A 21,695-nucleotide genomic window follows, 5' to 3' on the forward strand; every position below is an offset into this window, starting at 1 on the left:
TGGGCGATGAAATTTGCAATTATGTCAAAGGGAGATCAATCATCAAATGCGCTTACAAGTACAATGACAGAGTACTTATGCAATTTTGAATTTACAATGGATGAAGAAGAGCCAGATATTGTAATTTCTGTTGGAGGAGATGGAACATTGCTGCATGCGTTTCATCGCTACCAGAATCGGTTAGACAAAACAGCATTTGTCGGTGTACATACTGGGCATTTAGGATTTTATGCAGATTGGTTACCAACAGAAGTTGAGAAGCTTGTCATTGCGATTGCGAAAACGCCTTTTCAAGTTGTTGAATATCCATTATTAGAGGTCATTATTCGTTACATGAATGGGAGTAAAGAATCACAATTTTTAGCACTAAATGAGGCAACGGTAAAAAGCAATGAAGGAACGCTTGTTATGGATGTAGAAATTCGCGGTGAATACTTTGAGACATTTCGCGGAGATGGTCTTTGTATTTCAACACCTTCTGGGAGTACGGCGTATAATAAAGCACTAGGCGGGGCGATTATTCATCCGTCTTTAGAGGCCATTCAAATTACGGAAATGGCGTCTATTAACAATCGAGTTTTCCGTACAGTTGGATCTCCGCTCGTATTACCGAAGCATCATACGTGTGTCTTAAAACCAACTACTGGAATGAACTTGCAAATTACAATTGATCATTTGACGATGGTTCATCAAGATGTTAAATCGATTCAATACCGGGTGGCAAATCAAAGGGTTCGGTTTGTGAGATTTCGTCCATTTCCATTTTGGAAAAGAGTGCGAGATTCCTTTGTCGCAGATCAATAAAGTGGAACTTCCTTTCATGAACGTTTTTTTCATGAAAGGTTAGTTGAACCAATCGGGCTCATACGGGCTTGCATCGTGAAATACATGAAAGTACCGCCCGTTAGAGCGGGGTAAAGCGAAACTTCTAGCAGCGGGTGCTATTCTCGCTGCTAGTTAGTTGGACCAATCTCAGACAATGTTAGAGAGGAATAGAATAGAGTTATGCAGTTGAGAAGGTTTACTTTAACTTGGTGTATAACAAAAACAGATGAAGGAATGCTTATTCGAGAGTTTTTAAAAGCGAAAGGTATTTCGAAAGCAGCGTTAACAGATATAAAGTTTCATGGCGGAGCAATTGAAGTGAACGGACACTTAGTAAATGTACGTCATGTTTTGCAAGAAGGTGAAAAGTTAGTAGTATGTTTCCCGCCCGAGCAAAGAAGCGAAGGAATGTTAAGTGAAAATATTCCTCTTTCAGTTGTATATGAAGATGACTCTGTTCTTGTTATTAATAAGCAGCCGTACATGTCAACAATCCCATCAAGAGAACATCCAAGTGGGAGTGTAGCTAATGCTCTTTTGCACTACTATGATCAGCAAAATCTTTCAAGTACAGTACATATTGTAACAAGGCTTGACAGAGATACATCTGGTTTAATGCTAATTGCAAAAAATCGTTTTATTCACCATTTGCTATCAAAGCAGCATCAGCAAAAACAAGTGCAAAGAACATACGAAGCGATTGTTCATGGAACGATAACAGAGGACAGTGGAATAATTGATGCTCCCATTGCACGAAAAGATGATAGTATTATTGAGCGCATGGTCCGTGAAGATGGGCAGCGAGCGGTTACCCACTTCCATGTGCAAAAGAGATGGAAAGATAAGACGCATGTGTCACTTCAATTAGAAACAGGACGTACGCATCAAATTAGAGTACATATGGCACATCTCGGCCATGTATTACTTGGTGATGATTTGTATGGTGGGAAAACGGATGAAATAGGACGACAAGCCTTGCATAGTACAAATTTAACGTTTTATCATCCTATATTAGAAAAGCAGCTTACATTTCATGCAGAGTTGCCGAAAGATATGAAAAAGCTGATGGAATCATGATTCCATCAGCTTTTTTCAGTCAATAGAACGAAATTTCTCTGGCACAAACGGCAGCGAAGAAGGAACGGAAACTGTTTCCATTTCTGGATAACGAAGTCCTGTTAATTTTCCGCCAAATACTGATCCAGTATCGATATTCACAGTATGATTGACGAATCGAGGTTCTTGTACAGGTGTATGTCCATATACAATCCAAGCATCTCCAGTATAATGTTTCGCCCAATCACGGCGGACAGGAGAACCGTCAGGGTGCTTTTCGCCTGTAATATCCCCATATAAGACGAAAGTTTGTACTTTTTTATCACTTCTTCCGATATAATCTTGGCGAATACCAGCGTGACAAACAACGAGTTTTCCGTCATCCAGTACGTGATAAAGAGGCGACTGTTCGTAAAGATCAATAAATTTTTTCTGCACGATTTTTTGCTCACGTGTACTTAATGCTTCGTATTCTGCAACGGTCGTTTCTAAGCCATGGGCCACTAATACTTTGCGCCCGAGGAAGTAACGATATAATTTGTTACAATGATTACCAGGGGCATAATATGCTTCTTTTTTATGTAAGACAAGGTCCCATACAATTTCAATCATGCGAAGAGAATGAGGACCACGATCTGTAATATCACCTACGAAAGCAAGTTGCCGTTTTTGTGGATGAACGGGTAACCCGCTATCCCACTTATAGCCAAGTTGTTTTGTTAATGATTGAAACTCCTCTAAGCAGCCATGAATATCTCCGATAACATCATACTTCATATTGGATCACCTACTCTTTTTTTGATTAGTATACCGCTACAAGGGTAAGAAAAAAACCATATCCAGTAGGATATGGTTTAATCAAACATAAATTTCTTCGTTCGTGACTGGACATTCAGAATGAAGCCAATCGCAATCATATAGGTGAGCAAGGAACTACCACCGTAACTTAAAAGCGGTAATGTAATCCCGGTGATAGGCAGTAGCCCGATTGTCATCCCGACATTTTGAAACACCTGGAATGTAAACATTCCTATGGTTCCCGCACATATATAACTTCCGTATGGATCATTACTTTCTAAAGCAATATGAATCATTCGATAAATTAGTAGGAAGTAGAGTGAAATGACGACACTGCCGCCTAAAAATCCGAATTTCTCAGCGATATTTGTAAAAATAAAATCCGTATGAGGTTCAGGGAAGTATACTTGTGCACCATCCCAACCTTTTCCGTATAACTCGCCTGATCCAGTCGCTAAAAGAGCCTGAGTTAACTGATAACCTTGTGTTTGGTATTCATAAGGTGCTAACCAGCCATAGAAACGATCTAGTTGATACTCTTTTAAAATATGTGCTTTAAAAAATGCTGTGTGTGCAAAGTATATATACACAAGTAGCGCACCAACTGCAGTGACAATACCAGCTAAACTGAAAATAAAACGCCAGCGAATGCCAGATACTAGGATCATTGCTGCAATCATTGCTGAAATTACCATGGAATTTCCTAAATCAGGTTCTTTTGCAATTAACAGTAATGGTGGTAAACTCGCTGCAAATATTTTTCCGAGTAAGATTAAATCTTCTCGCGGCGTTCGAATTACATATTTTTCATTATGGTTTACGATAATACGTCCAATTACAAGAATTAAAAAGAGTTTCATGATTTCTGAAGGTTGAAAATTACCAAGTCCTGGAAGTGAGTACCAAGCTGTTGCCCCTTTAATTGTTACCGCACCTGGAAAATGAAGCTCAAGCCCAAGAAGAAGAACCATTGCAATTCCATATAAATACCAGGAAATTTGTTTATATCGATCAAAGTCGACCACCATAATGATGGCAACTGCAATCGCACCAATTATATACCATTTAATTTGCTGTGCAACAAAGTTAACTTTTTGTAAATTTGGTGGCAAGGACGGCTGTGCCATTGCGATAGCTAAGCAACTTACTGTAGCGATTGCAAGTACAATCAGTATTAAGACGTAATCTATTTGATATCGAGAACTTTTATCTTTCACCGTACTGTATTCCTTTCTATTGCTCATTGTTATTAAAAAAGACACTATTACCATCTTAGCGGATTTTTGGTTGTTTGCAAATATGTTGTTTAGATTTTGGTTGGAAATGTCAGATGTGTGGGTTGTTATAACATAAAACTTTTTTCCGTAAAGGCTTGATTGGGCGGGCTTTCCATCAGTAGGGAAAAGCGCATACTGATGGAAGTTTCACCTTATGCTGTGCATCTATATACATATATAAACAGGGATGACATATTAATTGATAATCATAAAGTAAACTTGAAAAACATAAGATTTCTTTAGGTTTATTTTATCAAACTTGAATCATAATTTTGGAGCAATGTGATCTTTATAAATGCTATCTTTGAAGGAGAAAAATAAAGGGAATTGTCGCTTAAAATTTAATTTATTTATGGTTCGGAAAGAAGGAAGCCTCCACTACTGGAAATTGTACGATATTTAAGGGGGAGGAGAGAAAATGCAAGCAGAACGAGGGATAGAGCTGTACCTTGAATTGTTAAAAAAAGCAATTTTGTTCGAAATTTGGCAAGAGCATGAAGTATATTTACCTGTTACTACTTCAGTTCCGCAATATGTAAAGGAATATATTCAATACAATAATTTAAAGCTTATACAAGAAGTCAAACCTAATCGTGAATCGCGTTTGCAGGGGTTAGATTGGCCGGCCATTGCGCACAGTATGATTGGTCGCATGCGAATGAACCAATTACAATTAGCAATGGAGACTGTTGTTAAAGAAGATATCCAAGGGGATTTTATTGAAACAGGTGTATGGCGCGGTGGATCGTGTATCTTTATGCGTGGTTTTTTAAAAGCATATGGTATAACGGATCGAAAAGTATGGGTGGCAGATTCGTTCGAAGGATTGCCAAAACCCGATGTTGACAAGTATCCGCGTGATGCTGGAGACACTTTGTATACGTTTGATTATTTACGTGTTTCATTAGAACAAGTACAAGAAAATTTCAGGAAATATGATTTGCTTGATGCACAAGTTCGATTTTTGCAAGGTTGGTTTAAAGATACATTGCCAACTGCACCTATTGAAAAACTTGCCATTGCTCGGCTAGATGGTGACCTTTATGAATCAACAATGGATAGTTTAACAAATTTGTACGATAAAGTAACAGAAGGTGGCTTCATTATTATTGATGATTATGCTTTGCCAACATGTGAAGCGGCAGTTACAGATTTTCGAAAAGAGAGAAATATTACGGAACCACTTATTAAAATTGATCATTATGGAGTGTACTGGAGAAAGAGAACGTCGTAAACTTCGGATCATTCGTTGCTAAATCATAACATGTATAAATTGAAACTTCCATTAGTGGGGCGCTTCATCCCCCACTGATGGAAAGCTCTCACCAATCGGGCGCATGCATGCCAGCAGTTATCCCCACACCTATCTTCGGTAGAAAAGCGGAAGCGGCTCGTTCAGAATGTGAGGGGGATGGAGCCTTCTGACGTAGAGGTGTTTTTTACCTCGTAGGAAGAAGCGAAGCCACCGAACATTCTAGCCACTGGAGCTGGACAATGCCTTCACCAAATCTTAAGGTCGGGGTCTTACTGTCCGCGAATAGCGGGAGAAATAGTATGCGAGGGGAAGAGAGGGGCGTTTTATGTTAACGAGTATTGTTATTTTAACTCACAACCAACTCCATTACACGAAACAGTGCATTGATAGTATAAGGAAATATACTAAAAAAGAAAGCTATGAGTTAATTGTTATTGATAATGCATCAACAGATGGAACGGTAGAGTGGTTGCAATTGCAGTCAGATATACTTCTTGTAAAGAACGAAACGAATGTTGGATTTCCGCGAGGCTGCAACCAAGGGATTGAAAAAGCGAAAGGTGACAACATTTTATTATTAAACAATGATGTAGTTGTAACAGAAAATTGGTTAACGAACTTACTAAATTGTTTATATGAACAGCCTGATACAGCAGCTGTAGGACCGGTAACGAACAGTGCTTCCTATTACAGTACAATTCCTGTTTCTTATACAAATTTAGAAGAGATGCAAGAGTTTGCTGCTGCATATAATCAAAGTGATGCAACGAAATGGGAAGAAAGAATAAAATTAATCGGCTTTTGCATGCTTATAAAGAGAAATGTTTTAAATGAGATTGGTTTACTAGATGAGCAGTTTACACCAGGCAATTATGAGGACGATGATATATCACTTCGGATGCGCCAAAAGGGATATAAATTATATTTATGCCGTGATACATTTGTTCATCATTATGGAAGTGTATCTTGGAAAGAAAATATTCCGGTATTTTATAATCTGTTGCATGCGAATGGATTGAAATTTCAGCAGAAATGGGGTTTCCCTTCTAGTGATTTATTCATTCGCTTTGAATTATTACAATTGTCGGATATGTATTACAAAGAAGGAATGAATATTCTTCATATTGGAGCGGGATGCGGTGCAACGTTACTTGAAATGAAGCGTCGTTACCGAAATGGAAATTTTTTTGGTGTTGAAGAAACAAAAGAAGCGGTGAGAATTGCTGAGTATGTAGCACCGACACTGCATGTGAAACTAAATGAATTAGAGAAGAATTTTGTAAATGATAAGTTTTCTATTATTCTACTTTCATGTCCTGTGTACCGTGAACATATGTTAGCTGTCATAAGAGGAATCTCTCGTTTATTACATCAAGATGGTGTTCTGATTATGTCATTTCCTAATTCTAATTACTACACACGAATTGAACAACGATTTCAAGTTCAAGGAAAGAATGAGGAAGATGAGCAGAGTTATAATCTAGAAGAAATCATGATTTTATTAGAAAAAGAGCGATTAAAAGTGACAAATATTTTAGAATTGGCCGGTGATTTAGGAAGATGGAATGAACAATATGCGCCTTATTGCACCTCGCTTATGGGTAAAATGGATGCACATTTAGCAGGGTATAATATTATTGTTTCACATGTATAACATCATTATTTTGTTTTAAGTGGAATGTACAGGAGGGGAATAGAATGGGAACAGAAGACTCCTCTTTATATCGAGAAAAACGTGATGATTATTATGAAGGTGCAAACCCTTATTTATTAAAGCATATAAAAGAAGAGTGGAAAGAAGTTCTTGATATTGGTTGTTCGCGAGGTGGCCTAGGAGCTGCTATAAAAGAAAAGGGGATACGTGTTTCAGGTATTGAAGCTTTTGAAGAAGCGGCTCAGATTGCAAAAGAAAAACTGGATCATGTTATCAGGGGTAATATAGAAACAATGGAATTACCGTATGAGAAAGAACAGTTTGATTGTATCATTTTTGGAGATGTATTAGAGCATTTGTTTGATCCGTGGGCTGTTTTAGAGAAAGTAAAACCGTATGTAAAACAAGGCGGTGTTATTTTAACAAGTATACCCAACGTTGCGCATATTTCAGTATTAATTCCCCTTCTGAATGGCGATTGGACGTACGAAAAAGCTGGATTGATGGATCAAACACATATTCGTTTCTTTACGTTTAAAGAGATGTTACGTCTGTTTGTAAATGCAGGCTTTTCGATTCATCAAGTGGAACGTGTATACGTTAATTACGATACGTATACACCGATCATACAAGATTTATATGAAGTTTGTAAGAAATATAATATTGGAAGTAACTTTATGGCGGAGACAATTGTATATCAATATGTAATTGAAGCAATGAAAGTGTGAATGAAGAAGGGAAATGACTTCTTCTATTTACAGGCTACTGATGGATTGTTGCATCTGTAAGAGATTACATTCACAAACAGAAAAGAAAGGATTACCATAATGAAAGAAAAGACGATTTTGGTAGTCGTTTGTGTCAATAACGAAGAGCTCTTTACACAATGTGAGAGGCAAATTAAAAATGTGTTTGTTCCACATGAATATCAAGTTCAAATACTTCCAATCTATAATGCAACGAGTATGACAAGTGCATATAATCAAGCAATTTCATATCCAGCAAAGTATAAAGTGTATTTGCATCAAGATACATTTCTTATCGATCGGAATATTTTCATCAACCTTATTTCCATTTTTTCATCTAATGAAAACCTAGGATTAATTGGAGTAGCGGGCTGTCAGTATATGCCGGAAAATGGTATATGGTGGGAAGGGAAAAAATTAGCTGGGCAAGTTATTGAGTACAGAAGACAGAATTATCAATTATTAAGTTTTGAAACAGGTTTTTATGAACCGAATCTTTTTACTCCTGTTCAAGCAATAGACGGTTTATTTATGGCTACGCAATATGATTTGCCATGGAGGGAAGATTTATTTGATGGGTTTCATTTTTATGATGTTTCACAGTCACTTGAATTTCGTAAAGCAGGTTATGTAGTAGGTGTTTCTAACCAAATGCGGCCATGGTGTCTTCATTATAATGGGGATGAATTTGATGCATTGGCCTATGAAAAATATCGGCAAATCTTCTTACAGAACTATGTGAATACTTCATTTCCAACATAAGGGAGCGATTGAGATGAAGGGGATTATTTTAGCCGGAGGAACGGGATCAAGGCTATATCCGATTACGAAAGTAACAAATAAGCATCTCCTTCCAGTTGGACGATATCCGATGATTTATCATTCAGTATATAAATTAAAACAATGTGCAATTACAGATATTATGGTAGTTACCGGGAGAGAGCATATGGGGGCTGTCGTCGATTTTTTAGGGAGCGGGGAAGAATTTGGTGTATCGTTTACTTATCGGGTGCAAGACCGTGCGGGAGGGATTGCGGAGGCTTTAGGATTATGTGAACACTTTGTCAATAAGGACCGAATGCTAGTTATACTAGGAGACAATATTTTTTTCGATGATCTTCGTCCATATGTAGAAGAATATATGAAACAAGAGCAAGGTGCAAAAGTATTATTAAAAGAAGTAGAAAATCCTACAAGATTTGGCGTACCTTCTATTAAAGATGGGAAAATTATCGAAATTGAAGAAAAACCGAAAGAACCAAAAAGTTCATACGCGGTTACAGGCATTTATATGTATGATGCACAAGTCTTTTCATATGTTAAGCAGCTAAAGCCATCTGCAAGAGGTGAGCTAGAGGTTACAGAGTTGAACAATTGGTATTTACAAAGGGGAATTCTTACTTACAATACGTTAAATGGCTGGTGGACGGATGCTGGAACTCATACTTCTCTTCAGAGAGCGAATACGTTGGCGCGAAATATGGATTTTGGAAAGCAGTTCAACGGGGAGTAGGTGAGTATATGAAAGTGATTGATACGTCTTTTCAAGATGTAAAACTGTTAGAACCGCACTTGTTTGAAGATGAACGAGGTTTTTTTATGGAGAATTACAATAAAGGAACGTTGGAGAAGATTGGTATTATATATTCGTTTGTACAAGATAATCTATCTTCTTCTGCGAAAGCAGGTACGATTCGTGGTTTGCATTTTCAAAAGGAACCGAAGGCGCAAACGAAATTAGTTCAAGTTTTACAAGGTGCTATTTATGATGTCATTGTTGATTTACGGAAAGAATCCTCCACGTATAAACAATGGCAGGCATATATTTTAAGTGAAGAAAATCGCCGGCAATTGCTTGTTCCAAAAGGTTTTGCTCATGGATTTTGTACGCTTGTTCCACATACGGTTGTTATGTATAAAGTGGATGAGTATTATAGCGCTGAGCACGATAGCGGTTTGCATTGGAGAGATAAAGATTTGAACATTCCATGGCCGGTAAGAGAGCCTATCTTGTCAGAAAAAGATAGGCTACTATCATCGCTTATTGAGTGCAAAGATTGTTTTTAAGTAGGAGAGTTGTCTATGAATATATTAGTAACAGGCGGAGCTGGATTTATTGGTAGTAATTTTGTTCATTATATATTGAAAGTATACGAAAATTACCATGTTATTAATTATGATGCGTTAACATATAGTGGTAATCTTGAAAATTTACGTTCTGTTGAGCATAATCCTCGCTATGTTTTTCTAAAAGGCACGATTCAAAATCGTGAGCTTTTAGAATATGTTGCTCAGGAGTATAAGGTAGATGTCATTGTTAACTTTGCAGCGGAATCACATGTGGATCGCAGCATTGCAAATCCTATTCCTTTTTATGATACGAATATAATTGGAACAGTAACGTTATTAGAGTTAGTCAAAAAATATCCTCATATAAAAATGGTGCAAGTCTCAACAGATGAGGTGTATGGTTCATTAGGAGAAGCAGGGAAATTTACAGAACAAACACCATTAGATCCGAGCAGTCCGTATTCTTCTAGTAAGGCGAGTGCAGATATGATTGCTTTATCCTATTACAAAACGTATCAATTACCTATTATTGTTACACGTTGTTCTAATAACTATGGACCATATCAATATCCAGAGAAATTAATTCCACTTATGATTACAAATGCACTTGAAGGGAAGAAATTGCCGTTATACGGAGATGGATTGAATATAAGAGATTGGCTTCATGTGAATGACCATTGCAGTGCAATTGATGTCGTACTGCATAAAGGGAAAATTGGGGAAGTGTATAACATTGGCGGAGATAATGAAAAAACGAATGTAGAAGTTGTTGAGCAGATTTTGACGTTATTGAAAAAAGGGAAAGATGATATTTATCATGTTACAGACCGCTTAGGACACGACCGCCGCTATGCAATTGATGCGAAAAAGATAAAACAAGAATTAGGATGGAAGCCGGTGTATACGTTTAAGCAGGGGATCGAAGAAACAGTTCATTGGTATAAAGAAAACGAGCAGTGGTGGCGACCATTAAAAGAAAAGCAAGGGGCGCACAGATGAAAGAGCGGGTTATGATAACGGGAGCCAATGGTCAATTAGGGAAACAAATAGTAGAAGATTTGGATTCAAAATTGTATGAAATATATCCATTTGATAAAAAATCGTTAAATATTACCGATATGTTACAAGTAGAGCGTGTAATAAAAACGATACAGCCTCATATCATTATACATTGTGCCGCCTATACAAAAGTAGATAAGGCAGAAGAAGAACAGGATTTAGCTTATTTAACAAACGCAATTGGAACAAGAAATATAGCGGTTATGGCACAAAATGTAGGGGCAAAGCTTATATATATTAGTACAGATTATGTATTTTCGGGTGCTAGAATAGAAGGCTATCATGAATTTTATGTACCAAAACCAGTAAATGTATATGGTCTTTCAAAATATGCAGGGGAACAATTTGTGGAAAAACTCCATAACCAATACTTTATTATTCGTACATCTTGGCTTTACGGGAAATATGGAAACAACTTTGTTAAAACAATGTTAAAGGTTAGTGAAGAGAAAGAGAGTGTATCTATTGTTTCTGATCAAGTAGGATCTCCTACTTATGTAAAAGACTTAGTTTCCACTATAAAAAAACTCATGCGTACCTCATTATATGGTACATATCATGTATCAAATAGCGGAGCGTGTTCTTGGTACGAGTTTGCTGAGAAAATTTTTTCGTTCGCAAATAAGAAAGTAAACATTTTACCTATCTCAACAGAAGAATTTGGTGCAAAAGCACCGAGGCCCAAATACTCAATTTTGCAGCATAAAATGTTAAAATTAAATGGTTTTTCACAAATGCCATCTTGGGAAGAAGGATTAGAACACTTTTTTAGCGAAACAAACAATCACTAGTGATTTTGGGCTAGTGATTTTTGTTTGCCTTTAGGTTATTTTATGTTAATATAAAACTAGTACCAGGTTCTAATAACAACTATAATTTATAAATATAGGAGGATAAATGTATGGATCTTCTCAATGTAAAAGGAAAAAATATTGTCGTGATGGGTGTTGCGAACCAACGAAGCATCGCTTGGGGGATTGCTCGTTCATTACATAGCGCAGGCGCAAACTTAATTTTCACATATGCTGGTGAACGCTTAGAAAAGAATGTACGTGATTTAGCAGAATCATTAGAAGGACAAAAATCACTTGTATTGCCATGTGATGTAACAAGTGATGAAGATATCGCAAACTGCTTCCAAACAATTAAGGAAGAGGTTGGCGCTATTCATGGATTAGCTCACTGTATTGCATTCGCAGAACGTGATGATTTAAAAGGTGAGTTCGTTGATACATCTCGTAATGGCTTCTTATTAGCTCAAAATATTAGCTCATTCTCTTTAACAGCTGTAGCAAGAGCAGCGAAAGAAGTGATGACAGAAGGCGGAAGTATTGTTACATTAACGTACCTTGGCGGAGAACGCGTTGTATCAAACTACAACGTAATGGGTGTTGCAAAAGCATCTCTTGAAGCAAGCGTAAAATATTTAGCGAATGATTTAGGAAAGCACAACATTCGTGTAAATGCTGTTTCAGCAGGACCAATCCGCACACTATCTGCAAAAGGTGTTGGCGACTTCAACAGCATCCTAAAACAAATTGAAGAACGCGCGCCACTTCGCCGCAATGTAACACAAGAAGAAGTTGGAAATACAGCGTTATTCTTATTCAGTGACTTAGCAAGCGGAGTGACTGGCGAGAATATTCATGTGGATTCTGGATATCATATTTTAGGATAATATAGACAAATAAAAGCCGTTTCTTTCCGAGTATTTCATCGGATGGAAACGGCTTTTTGTTACAATTGAAAAAACGTATTATGGTCTTGCTATATTCCATTCAATTTCTAGTATAGGTTACGTGATGCGATGAACGGACCAAACAATACCATTACTATTGGTGCCACCTAAATTAAGAGCAATTGATAATCCATTTGCCACATAGAATAAGGCAATTTGATCTCCGGCATTTAAGTCTAAATCACCAGTTAATGTTACAGCTCCATCGCCGAGAACAGCTCTAAGCGTTAATACTAGTGCAACGTTTACATCTAATATTGGGAATAAGCCACTTATTAAATCATTTGTAGTTGGAGAGATTCTTCGGATAACAAATGCTGGATTAACAGTTGGACCGAGTGAAACAGAAAGCGCAGCAAGTGTTGAGTAGTTAATAGTCGCCTCAAATACATATCTTCCTGATGTAGGGACTGTAAATACTCCAGTGGCAGCATTGAATGCAGCGTTACCGTAATAAGGGGATGTTGTACTCCAGCTCGTGAGTGTAGCTCCTGTAGCCCCTGTAGGTACTGAGAATGTTGAAAGATTAGCAGAGAATCCGTCCGCTGCAACAACAGCACCTTGAGGTCCCTGAGCGCCGGTAGAGCCTTGAGGTCCTTGAGCGCCAGTAGAACCAATAGGTCCTTGAGCACCAGTGTCACCTTGAGGTCCCTGAGCGCCGGTAGAGCCAATAGGTCCTTGAGCACCAGTGTCGCCTTGAGGTCCCTGAGCGCCGGTAGAGCCAATAGGTCCTTGAGCACCAGTGTCGCCTTGAGGTCCCTGAGCGCCGGTAGAGCCTTGAGGTCCCTGAGCACCAGTGTCGCCTTGAGGTCCCTGAGCGCCGGTAGAGCCTTGAGGTCCTTGAGCGCCGGTAGAGCCTTGAGGTCCCTGAGCGCCAGTGTCGCCTTGAGGTCCTTGAGCACCGGTAGAGCCTTGAGGTCCTTGAGCGCCAGTATCGCCTTGAGGCCCCTGAGAACCAATAGGCCCTTGAGCACCAGTATCGCCTTGAGGTCCCTGAGAACCGACAGGTCCCTGAGCGCCAGTATCGCCTTGAGGTCCCTGAGAACCGACAGGTCCCTGAGCGCCAGTATCGCCTTGAGGTCCCTGAGAACCGATAGGTCCTTGAGCACCAGTATCACCTTGAGGTCCTTGAGAGCCGATAGGTCCTTGGGCACCAGTATCACCTTGAGGTCCTTGAGAGCCGACAGGTCCCTGAGAACCGATAGGTCCTTGAGCGCCAGTATCGCCTTGAGGCCCCTGAGAACCAATAGGCCCTTGAGCACCAGTATCGCCTTGAGGTCCCTGAGAACCGACAGGTCCCTGAGCGCCAGTATCGCCTTGAGGTCCCTGAGAACCGACAGGTCCCTGAGCGCCAGTATCGCCTTGAGGTCCCTGAGAACCGATAGGCCCTTGAGCACCAGTATCACCTTGAGCACCAGTATCACCTTGAGCACCGGTAGAGCCAATAGGTCCTTGAGCGCCAGTATCGCCTTGAGGCCCTTGAGAACCGATAGGCCCTTGAGCGCCAGTATCGCCTTGAGGCCCCTGAGAACCAATAGGCCCTTGAGCACCAGTATCGCCTTGAGGTCCCTGAGAACCGACAGGTCCCTGAGCGCCAGTATCGCCTTGAGGTCCCTGAGAACCGACAGGTCCCTGAGCGCCAGTATCGCCTTGAGGTCCCTGAGAACCGATAGGTCCTTGAGCACCAGTATCACCTTGAGGTCCTTGAGAGCCGATAGGTCCTTGGGCACCAGTATCACCTTGAGGTCCTTGAGAGCCGACAGGTCCCTGAGCACCAGTATCACCTTGAGGTCCTTGAGAGCCGATAGGTCCTTGGGCACCAGTATCACCTTGAGGTCCTTGAGAGCCGACAGGTCCCTGAGCACCAGTATCACCTTGAGAGCCGATAGGTCCCTGAGCACCAGTATCACCTTGAGGTCCTTGGGAACCGATAGGCCCTTGAGCACCAGTAGTGCCTTGAGGTCCCTGAGAACCGATAGGCCCTTGAGCACCAGTATCACCTTGAGGTCCCTGAGAACCAATAGGTCCTTGGGCGCCAGTATCGCCTTGAGGCCCTTGAGAACCGATAGGCCCTTGAGCGCCAGTATCGCCTTGAGGCCCCTGAGAACCAATAGGCCCTTGAGCACCAGTATCGCCTTGAGGTCCCTGAGAACCGACAGGTCCCTGAGCGCCAGTAGAGCCAATAGGTCCTTGTGAACCAGTAGTACCTTGAGGTCCCTGAGGCCCGGTAGCGCCAGTGTTACCAGTAGGTCCCTGTGGTCCAGTAGGTCCAGTATGTCCACCAGGTGGAACTGGCGGCAGAGTAGGACCTATTACAGCAGAAACAATATATTCTATTGAATGAAATTGATTAGCGGATTTTTCATTTTTCATTAATTCACCTCCAAAAGTTTTTCACTATATATTAAATGCAGGAGGGAATTGAAATGATATAGTTGTTTTATTTATTTCGAAAACATTATATTTAGAATATATGTATTTGTATTAGTAAATTTTCCTTTCTTTTTTCATATACTACAAGGGGAAAGGAGGAAGGGCTTTGGTAAAGGAGAGCATTACAATTAGTTTATGTATGATTGTGAAAGATGAAGAACAGACAATTGCTAGATGTTTAGAATCAGTACGAGCGGTTGTTGATGAAATTATTATTGTAGATACTGGTTCAACGGATCAAACAAAAGAGATTGTTAGAGAGTATACTCCTTATATTTATGATTTCGAATGGATAGATGATTTTGCAGCTGCTCGAAATTTTGCGTTTTTGAAAGCAACAAAGGACTATATTTTATGGCTAGACGCTGATGATGTTTTAGTAGAAACAGAAAAAGATAAGTTGTTACAATTGAAGGAAAACCTGGATTGTAATGTAGATGCAGTTGCCATGTCGTATTATCTTGCAGTTGATGAAAATGGGAAACCCACTTACAGTTCTGTCCGAAATCGTTTAGTAAAGCGGATGAGAAACTTCCAGTGGATTGGATTTGTCCATGAATATTTAGCTGTTTATGGAAATATATTGAAAAGTGATATAGCTATTATGCATAAAAAAGAAAAAGAACATACGGATCGTAATCTTCAAATTTTTGAGAAGGCACTAAGGGAAGGAAAAACTTTTACACCGAGAGATATCGTTTATTATGCTAATGAATGTGTCGATCATCAAAAATATGAAAAAGCAATTGAACTATATAACCAGTTTTTAGATGGGAAAGAAGGTTGGATGGAAGATTGTATACATGCATGTGGGAAATTAGCAGATTGCTATAAACAACTGCAAAAGCCGGAAGAAGCACTGCAAGCATGTTTTCGTTCTTTTCAATATGACATTCCAAGAGGAGAGATTTGTTGTCGCGCCGGTCACATATTTATGGAAAAAGGAGATTACAAGCAAGCAACCTTTTGGTATGAGAGGGCGATTACTGTCCCGTTTCAAGATTCAACTAGATTTATAGATTATGCATCTTATACATGGGTTCCCCATTTACAGTTATGTGTTTGCTATAGTCGGTTAGGGGATAATGAGAAAGCAAATTATCATAATGAACAAGCGGCAGTATATGTACCGGACCATGCTTCGGTGAAATATAACCGAGAATATTTTCAAAATCTATTCAAAGACAATATACAAGAATGAATTGCTTTATAAGAAAGTTCATAATGAGAAATGTATAAATATGTGATAAATCGATTCACTTTTAGGAGAAAAAACAAGGCCATCTCACAATATATGAGGTGGCCTTGTTTTTAAGCAATTTGTGTGACCGTTAAAGCAGCAGAGCGAACATCTACAGTGCCTGCAGAGTCAGCTATCTCTGTAGGGACAATTTGTATTAAGTCATTTTTGTATAAGTTAATTAAAATTACAGTACTCGTTACTACAACTAGACCTGTGTCATCGAAAGTTGTACGTACAGCCGTTCCAGAGCCAGGAATAGCATTAGAGAGAGTGGTACCATTTAATGTTAAGAAAAATGTAGCAGATTCGCGGCCATCGGGTGGAGTTGACGAATTATCTAAAGAGACTGTTAATGTATAGCTAAGCTGATATATACCAGATCTTTTGACGATAAGCCCATGCCCAGTACTTTCTACATCAAGAAGAACAGGGATGGATACGTTTGGATTTGTATTATTACTTGGTAAAGGAATTGGTCGATCTACAGAAACAGGTGTATCACTTGCCGAAAAAGCAATCCCAAAGGCAGGGAATTCTTTTACTGGCAAAGCAAAGAAATTTTCGCAAGGATCCATATTTTCACTCCTTCGTACATTCTCATTCTATTTAATGAAAAAAATAAGTGAAACGTTATAGACAAGATACTAATTTCACTAAAAATAAGAAGAGCGCCCAATTGTAGCAAAATGTGTATAGTTTACATAAATTGTAACAATATTGATTTTGTAGAAATGCTAACTTCTTTAATTAAAAAATAAGTATTTTTACTTGTCTTATATGTAAGGAAATATCGCTTTGGGGGAGGGGCAGGATTTGAAAGTTCTAGTCACAGGTGGAGCGGGTTTTATAGGTTCACATATTGTTGAAACCTTATTAGAAAATAATATAGAGACAGTGGTTGTTGATAATTTAACTACTGGTCATAAGTATAACATTCCATCAAGAGCTGCTTTTTATCATTTTGATATACGTAATCCCGATATTGATAAAATTTTTATGACAGAGAAACCAGACTTTGTAATACATCAAGCGGCACAGGTATCTGTGCAGGAATCTGTAAAACAGCCACTTTATGATTGTAGTGAAAATATTATGGCCACTATAAATATTCTACAATCTTGTATAAAGTATAACGTAAAAAAATTTATCTATGCATCAACCGCTGCCGCATATGGGAATCCTAAATATTTACCTATTGATGAGAATCATGATCTTAATCCTGTATCATTTTATGGTTTATCAAAATTGACCAGTGAAACCTATATTCAATTATTTGCAAAGCTTTCAGGTTTAAAGTATACAATTCTTAGATATTCTAATGTGTATGGCGCAAGACAAGATGCAAATGGAGAAGCCGGTGTTATTTCTATTTTTATTGACCGATTATTAAAGAATGATAGTCCAATTATATATGGTGATGGAAAGCAAACGAGAGATTTTATTTTTGTTAAAGATGTAGCATATGCTAACTTCTTAGCTATTAAGAATGCTGACAATCAAATATGTAATATTAGTTCGAATCAACAAACTTCAGTCAATGAATTGCTGAATATAATCTGTAGTGTAATGAAAATAGAAGATAAGAGAATATATAAAGAGAAAAGACCGGGAGATATTATTTATAGCTCTCTATTAAACAATAAAGCTAGAAAATATTTGAACTGGGAGCCACAATTCTCATTACTTCAAGGGTTGGAAGAAACTGTTTCTTTCTTTCGAAAAAAATAAATGAATTTGATGTCTTCTATAAAACTATTACAAATGGTTTTAAAAATAGATGTATTAAAGCCACTCAGGAGTGTCGATTACTAATTGTAGAAATGTCTACTTTCTATAATTTCACAGATTTATTATTAATCACGGTAGCAAATGAGAAGAAACCATGCACTAGAAGCATATTTTGTGGAATATCTGTATTTTCGATAAATATCGGGTAAGTAAAAAGGTTGGTAATTGAGGGTTTCTGATATTAGGAATTAATAGTACAATTCCTATCTTATTTTTGAAGCGGATGATTATAAAGTATAATTTTACTTCATTTAGGAGAAATGAACGGATTGAAAAAGATGTTAATACTCACAATGTAAATAAGCAGACAAAGAAAAATAAATAATGAGGAGGCTGCAAAGCCTCCTCATTATTTATTTTTCGTTTTGCTGAATAGGTGTAGTGATGTTATGAAAACTTTACTACAGAAAATATTTCAACTAAACGATTTCAACTCCGGCACTTGCGAAACCTGTAAGAATAGCAACAGCAGTAAGACCACCAGTACCGATTACGGAAAAGACCATTAATAAACGATCCCCAGCAGTTACTGTTTGACTCACTGTAGTATTGGAACCAGCGAGATTTACAGGAAATACAGTTGTGGAAGTGATGCTTGGACTTAAGTTTACAACAGTACTTGTAAGTTGAGTGAAAACGTTAGTGTTATTGTTGGCTACAGTGTTTATATATAAAGATGCTTCAACGATGACGCTACCACCAAGAGGAAGAGTTACATTAAGACCTGTAGCAGTAAAGTTCGCCCATACTGATTCAATGGTGCCGTTGCGAGGCATTGTAAATGCTTCAGTTGCTCCTAGGGGAAGGGTAAGAGTATTAGGAGATGCTCCCGATAGAGTGATACTAGGAATAGAAGACCCAAATCCAATAGCACTTCCAACAGCAAGAGTTCCGCCTAAAGCAGTAGCTGGTGTAATAGGTGTTACACCAGAAGCGAATGGAATGATAGTGCTAGAGCCAGCAGGTCCTTGAGGTCCAGTGCCGCCAGCAGGTCCTTGAGGTCCAGTGCCGCCAACAGGTCCTTGAGGTCCAGTGCTACCAGCAGGTCCTTGAGGTCCAGTGCCGCCAGCAGGTCCTTGAGGTCCAGTGCCGCCAGCAGGTCCTTGAGATCCAGTGCTACCAGCGGGTCCTTGAGGTCCAGTGCCGCCAGCAGGTCCTTGAGGTCCAGTGCTACCAGCAGGTCCTTGAGGTCCGCCAGCAGGTCCTTGAGGTCCAGTCGGCCCAGCAGGTCCGGTTGGGCCTATTTCTGGTATAGGAAATGCACAAGGAAATGGCATAAATTTATCTTGATTATTACCCAAATTTTTAACCTCCTTAATCTTTTTATAAAAATAGTGACTTCAATATATTTTATGAATAATGAAGAAAATGGTACTAGGTTGTCTCACAAAATGGGACATTTTCTTTTTAAAACTACACCTTGGCTTGAAATGTTTCTAAATTACTCTGTTTTCTTGCGAAGGTAATCTGATTTGATCTTTTCGTAAGAATTACACATATACTTTGAGAATTTTCTTGGTTTTTTGACCCTCTTGTTGATATTCAGAGATATTAGTAGTAGACAAGATAGAGAAAAAAGCTTATAACGTTATTCCTGATGAGGTGTACTTAATTCAATAACAAAGCTCCTTTCATTTATGGAAGAAGCACTAATAAAATGTGAAGATTATATCTTTTTTAGAAGTGAAGAAACACATTTCCCTAGTTACTTGAATGCCGTTTACTAGAATAAACATAGTTATTCTAGTACTTATAGCGGTGGTATCTAGAAAAGGTTCTACTGTTCGGATAATAGAGTATACTCCACCTTGTGCAGAGATGAATGTTGAAGTACTTGCGTTGGACTTTAAATCATATTGTATTGTTGGGTGTAAAGTTTGAGGTCCAACATTAATTGCTCTAAACGCGGATTCTAGTTCAGTCAACCCTTTTGGTAATACGTGAAGCCTATATTAATCTTAGATTCTATCAACTGCATAGGAATTAGAAACAAAAAGGCTGCTGAAACTTTATTAGCAGCCGCGGAAAAAGAAATTAAAATTTTTTCATTAAATATATCCCATAGACTTTATGGACCAACTCTTTTTAGTATCAAATAGGCACAATTAGTTAGCGCAGAATCTATATGAGCGATTAAGACATTAGATGTCGTACCAACATTTCGAAGTGTAATTGGATCACCTGCAGCGAAGCTTCTTATACCTTGTCCAACAAGCATCTGGGCGTCACCAGAAGTTTGGATTGATCCGTAAATTGGAGTGATGATGTCTGGAACTCCACCAATAGTTATTGTATATGCTGCCACTGATGGACCTTGTATTACCAATCCATATTCGTATTCATAATCTCCGGCTGCCCCGATTGTTATTGTGCTGGGTACTGTAAATGTAGCGTTGTTTGTCGCCCCTATTATGTTAAAAACAACATCTGCATTTGGATCAACTGTTTGGCTAAAGTAGGCTGCAACGCTGATATAAGAGAGCGAAATAGAGCCAGTCGGCCCAGTCGGCCCAGCAGGTCCGGTTGGGCCTATTTCTGGTATAGGAAATGCACAAGGAAATGGCATAAATTTATCTTGATTATTACCTAAATTTAAATCCTCCTTAATCTTTTTTGTCAAAATAGTGACTTCAATACATTTTATGAATAATGAAGAAAATGGTAATAGGTTGTCTCTCAAAATAGGACATTTTAAAAAAATCACAATGTAACTCAGTTTATTTGAATTATCTAAGTTGACGCATTCTTATCTTTTTTATAAAAAATGAAGGAAATAACAAGTGTTATAGAGCAATTTCTAATTTTAAGGCAATGGGTAATATACTTTATGTAGATAGATAAAGAATCGATTTTTAATGAAACTTCTTCACTTTGTATGAATATAACTGTAATAACGCACGTTTCAGTAAAAAGGAGGATTGAGGATGGCGGAAAAACAAATAAAGAAAGAGAAAAATCAACCGTTATTATATACACAACATTTGGATTTATATAAACTACAGCGCCATATGCAGCGGAGTGTGATTGTAAAACAAACAGAACAAACGGCTGAAACAGAGGGAAACGAAATAGATAATGTTGAAAATAGTGAACAGACTCACCATATTGTTGAGGAGATAAACGTAGCTGATCAAGAAACCATGCAAACGGATGTAGAAGAGATAGATGTCATTGATCAAGAAACCATGCAAACGGATGTAGAAGAGATAGATGTCATTGATCAAGAAACCATGCAAACGGATGTAGAAGAGATAGATGTCATTGATCAAGAAACCATGCAAACGGATGTAGAAGAGATAGATGTCATTGATCAAGAAACCATGCAAACGGATGTAGAGGAGATAGATGTCATTGATCAAGAAACCATGCAAACGGATGTAGCGGAGGATGTCGTTGATCAACATAACACGCACGCGAATGCAGCGGAAGAGAATCAACCAAAACAAAACGATAAACAATTTGTAAAATCTTCAAGTATCACATGGCAGAATAAATCGTTTAAAGCTATGAATAACGAAGAGAAGGTTTATTTCTTGTTACATCGACCTCATTATATACCAAATGTGAAATGTATAGTGAAAACAGAAAGGGCTTCTTATATAGGGGTGATTACTTCTTATGAAAATAGAGTGCTGCAAATGGTGGTACCAGGAAACATTGGGAATTTTTCCTTGAATATAGAAGATGTAGTTTCGATTCGCATGACGGGATTATAATGCGGAAAAGGTGGTAGGATTCCTACCACCTCAATAG

Annotated in this window: 20 protein-coding genes; 14 read left to right on the plus strand and 6 right to left on the minus strand. The window is 38.5% G+C overall.

Annotated elements, in window-relative coordinates; translation table 11 throughout:
• The first annotated feature begins 6 nt into the window (after positions 1-6).
• Positions 7-804, plus strand: coding sequence for an NAD kinase (locus AB1284_RS04270; protein WP_429751390.1), 798 nt, complete (start codon positions 7-9; stop codon positions 802-804).
• Between the two features lie 207 nt (positions 805-1,011).
• Complete coding sequence (locus tag AB1284_RS04275) at positions 1,012-1,902, plus strand: RluA family pseudouridine synthase (protein WP_429754354.1); 891 nt, start codon at positions 1,012-1,014, stop codon at positions 1,900-1,902.
• Positions 1,903-1,917: 15 nt separating this feature from the next.
• On the opposite strand, the gene prpE is transcribed toward AB1284_RS04275, so the two are convergent.
• Positions 1,918-2,658, minus strand: coding sequence for a bis(5'-nucleosyl)-tetraphosphatase PrpE (gene prpE, locus AB1284_RS04280; protein ID WP_429751389.1), 741 nt, complete (start codon positions 2,656-2,658; stop codon positions 1,918-1,920).
• 77 nt (positions 2,659-2,735) lie between these two features.
• Entirely contained in the window at positions 2,736-3,896 is a 1,161-nt protein-coding gene (locus AB1284_RS04285) for an FtsW/RodA/SpoVE family cell cycle protein (protein WP_429751387.1), read from the minus strand.
• Between the two features lie 478 nt (positions 3,897-4,374).
• Between AB1284_RS04285 and AB1284_RS04290 the strand changes: the two genes are divergently transcribed.
• The 9 genes from AB1284_RS04290 (at position 4,375) to fabI (ending at position 12,418) form a co-directional block, all read left to right on the plus strand.
• Positions 4,375-5,190 carry a TylF/MycF family methyltransferase gene (locus AB1284_RS04290; protein ID WP_429751385.1) on the plus strand — a complete coding sequence of 272 codons (816 nt, stop codon included), beginning with the start codon at positions 4,375-4,377 and terminating at the stop codon, positions 5,188-5,190.
• A gap of 346 nt (positions 5,191-5,536) precedes the next feature.
• Positions 5,537-6,865, plus strand: a complete 1,329-nt coding sequence (locus AB1284_RS04295) for a glycosyltransferase (protein ID WP_429751383.1) — start codon at positions 5,537-5,539, stop codon at positions 6,863-6,865.
• Between the two features lie 44 nt (positions 6,866-6,909).
• Positions 6,910-7,593 (plus strand): class I SAM-dependent methyltransferase, encoded by a 684-nt coding sequence (locus AB1284_RS04300; RefSeq protein ID WP_429751381.1) that lies wholly within the window; start codon positions 6,910-6,912, stop codon positions 7,591-7,593.
• A 99-nt stretch (positions 7,594-7,692) separates the two neighbouring features.
• The gene (locus AB1284_RS04305) at positions 7,693-8,373 is read left to right on the plus strand and encodes a glycosyltransferase family protein (protein ID WP_429751379.1); all 681 of its coding nucleotides are present in this window, start codon (positions 7,693-7,695) and stop codon (positions 8,371-8,373) included.
• 13 nt (positions 8,374-8,386) lie between these two features.
• Positions 8,387-9,124: a sugar phosphate nucleotidyltransferase gene (locus AB1284_RS04310; protein WP_429751377.1), complete on the plus strand. Its 738-nt coding sequence runs from the start codon at positions 8,387-8,389 to the stop codon at positions 9,122-9,124.
• An 8-nt stretch (positions 9,125-9,132) separates the two neighbouring features.
• Positions 9,133-9,678, plus strand: a complete 546-nt coding sequence (gene rfbC, locus AB1284_RS04315) for a dTDP-4-dehydrorhamnose 3,5-epimerase (protein WP_429751375.1) — start codon at positions 9,133-9,135, stop codon at positions 9,676-9,678.
• 15 nt (positions 9,679-9,693) lie between these two features.
• Positions 9,694-10,680, plus strand: a complete 987-nt coding sequence (rfbB, locus tag AB1284_RS04320) for a dTDP-glucose 4,6-dehydratase (RefSeq protein WP_429751373.1) — start codon at positions 9,694-9,696, stop codon at positions 10,678-10,680.
• Entirely contained in the window at positions 10,677-11,531 is an 855-nt protein-coding gene (rfbD, locus tag AB1284_RS04325; protein ID WP_429751371.1) for a dTDP-4-dehydrorhamnose reductase, read from the plus strand. Before rfbB ends, rfbD begins: the two co-directional genes overlap by 4 nt.
• A gap of 110 nt (positions 11,532-11,641) precedes the next feature.
• Complete coding sequence (gene fabI / locus AB1284_RS04330) at positions 11,642-12,418, plus strand: enoyl-ACP reductase FabI (RefSeq protein WP_429751370.1); 777 nt, start codon at positions 11,642-11,644, stop codon at positions 12,416-12,418.
• 117 nt (positions 12,419-12,535) lie between these two features.
• Here the strand turns inward: fabI and AB1284_RS04335 are convergent, their stop codons facing one another.
• Positions 12,536-14,851: a Gly-Xaa-Xaa repeat protein gene (locus AB1284_RS04335; RefSeq protein WP_429761849.1), complete on the minus strand. Its 2,316-nt coding sequence runs from the start codon at positions 14,849-14,851 to the stop codon at positions 12,536-12,538.
• Positions 14,852-15,050: 199 nt separating this feature from the next.
• On the opposite strand from AB1284_RS04335, the gene AB1284_RS04340 reads away from it, so the two are divergent.
• Positions 15,051-16,112 (plus strand): glycosyltransferase, encoded by a 1,062-nt coding sequence (locus AB1284_RS04340; protein WP_429754353.1) that lies wholly within the window; start codon positions 15,051-15,053, stop codon positions 16,110-16,112.
• A 110-nt stretch (positions 16,113-16,222) separates the two neighbouring features.
• Here the strand turns inward: AB1284_RS04340 and AB1284_RS04345 are convergent, their stop codons facing one another.
• Positions 16,223-16,729: a hypothetical protein gene (locus AB1284_RS04345; RefSeq protein WP_429751367.1), complete on the minus strand. Its 507-nt coding sequence runs from the start codon at positions 16,727-16,729 to the stop codon at positions 16,223-16,225.
• A 238-nt stretch (positions 16,730-16,967) separates the two neighbouring features.
• Between AB1284_RS04345 and AB1284_RS04350 the strand changes: the two genes are divergently transcribed.
• Positions 16,968-17,882: an NAD-dependent epimerase/dehydratase family protein gene (locus AB1284_RS04350; RefSeq protein ID WP_429751365.1), complete on the plus strand. Its 915-nt coding sequence runs from the start codon at positions 16,968-16,970 to the stop codon at positions 17,880-17,882.
• 479 nt (positions 17,883-18,361) lie between these two features.
• Here the strand turns inward: AB1284_RS04350 and AB1284_RS04355 are convergent, their stop codons facing one another.
• Together AB1284_RS04355 and AB1284_RS04360 are read right to left on the minus strand one after the other, a co-directional pair.
• Positions 18,362-19,243: an exosporium glycoprotein BclB-related protein gene (locus AB1284_RS04355; protein ID WP_429751363.1), complete on the minus strand. Its 882-nt coding sequence runs from the start codon at positions 19,241-19,243 to the stop codon at positions 18,362-18,364.
• Between the two features lie 767 nt (positions 19,244-20,010).
• On the minus strand, positions 20,011-20,508 hold the full coding sequence (locus AB1284_RS04360; RefSeq protein ID WP_429751362.1) for a hypothetical protein: 498 nt from the start codon (positions 20,506-20,508) through the stop codon (positions 20,011-20,013).
• A 358-nt stretch (positions 20,509-20,866) separates the two neighbouring features.
• Between AB1284_RS04360 and AB1284_RS04365 the strand changes: the two genes are divergently transcribed.
• Positions 20,867-21,658, plus strand: coding sequence for a CotO family spore coat protein (locus AB1284_RS04365; RefSeq protein WP_429751360.1), 792 nt, complete (start codon positions 20,867-20,869; stop codon positions 21,656-21,658).
• The last annotated feature ends 37 nt before the right edge of the window (positions 21,659-21,695 follow it).

The sequence above is a fragment of the Bacillus sp. S2(2024) genome (genome assembly GCF_050474045.1).
Classification (GTDB): Bacteria; Bacillota; Bacilli; order Bacillales; family Bacillaceae_G; genus Bacillus_A; species Bacillus_A yunxiaonensis.

Excerpts from the sequence above, each read along its gene's own strand:
- rfbD (WP_429751371.1), top strand. The coding sequence starts at position 10,677 with ATGAAAGAGCGGGTTATGATAACGGGAGCCAATGGTCAATTAGGGAAA.
- AB1284_RS04310 (WP_429751377.1), top strand. The coding sequence starts at position 8,387 with ATGAAGGGGATTATTTTAGCCGGAGGAACGGGATCAAGGCTATATCCG.
- AB1284_RS04345 (WP_429751367.1), bottom strand. The coding sequence starts at position 16,729 with ATGGATCCTTGCGAAAATTTCTTTGCTTTGCCAGTAAAAGAATTCCCT.
- AB1284_RS04360 (WP_429751362.1), bottom strand. The coding sequence starts at position 20,508 with ATGCCATTTCCTTGTGCATTTCCTATACCAGAAATAGGCCCAACCGGA.
- AB1284_RS04295 (WP_429751383.1), top strand. The coding sequence starts at position 5,537 with ATGTTAACGAGTATTGTTATTTTAACTCACAACCAACTCCATTACACG.
- rfbC (WP_429751375.1), top strand. The coding sequence starts at position 9,133 with ATGAAAGTGATTGATACGTCTTTTCAAGATGTAAAACTGTTAGAACCG.
- AB1284_RS04290 (WP_429751385.1), top strand. The coding sequence starts at position 4,375 with ATGCAAGCAGAACGAGGGATAGAGCTGTACCTTGAATTGTTAAAAAAA.
- AB1284_RS04300 (WP_429751381.1), top strand. The coding sequence starts at position 6,910 with ATGGGAACAGAAGACTCCTCTTTATATCGAGAAAAACGTGATGATTAT.
- AB1284_RS04340 (WP_429754353.1), top strand. The coding sequence starts at position 15,051 with ATGATTGTGAAAGATGAAGAACAGACAATTGCTAGATGTTTAGAATCA.
- AB1284_RS04365 (WP_429751360.1), top strand. The coding sequence starts at position 20,867 with ATGGCGGAAAAACAAATAAAGAAAGAGAAAAATCAACCGTTATTATAT.
- prpE (WP_429751389.1), bottom strand. The coding sequence starts at position 2,658 with ATGAAGTATGATGTTATCGGAGATATTCATGGCTGCTTAGAGGAGTTT.
- AB1284_RS04335 (WP_429761849.1), bottom strand. The coding sequence starts at position 14,851 with ATGAAAAATGAAAAATCCGCTAATCAATTTCATTCAATAGAATATATT.
- rfbB (WP_429751373.1), top strand. The coding sequence starts at position 9,694 with ATGAATATATTAGTAACAGGCGGAGCTGGATTTATTGGTAGTAATTTT.
- AB1284_RS04305 (WP_429751379.1), top strand. The coding sequence starts at position 7,693 with ATGAAAGAAAAGACGATTTTGGTAGTCGTTTGTGTCAATAACGAAGAG.
- AB1284_RS04270 (WP_429751390.1), top strand. The coding sequence starts at position 7 with ATGAAATTTGCAATTATGTCAAAGGGAGATCAATCATCAAATGCGCTT.
- fabI (WP_429751370.1), top strand. The coding sequence starts at position 11,642 with ATGGATCTTCTCAATGTAAAAGGAAAAAATATTGTCGTGATGGGTGTT.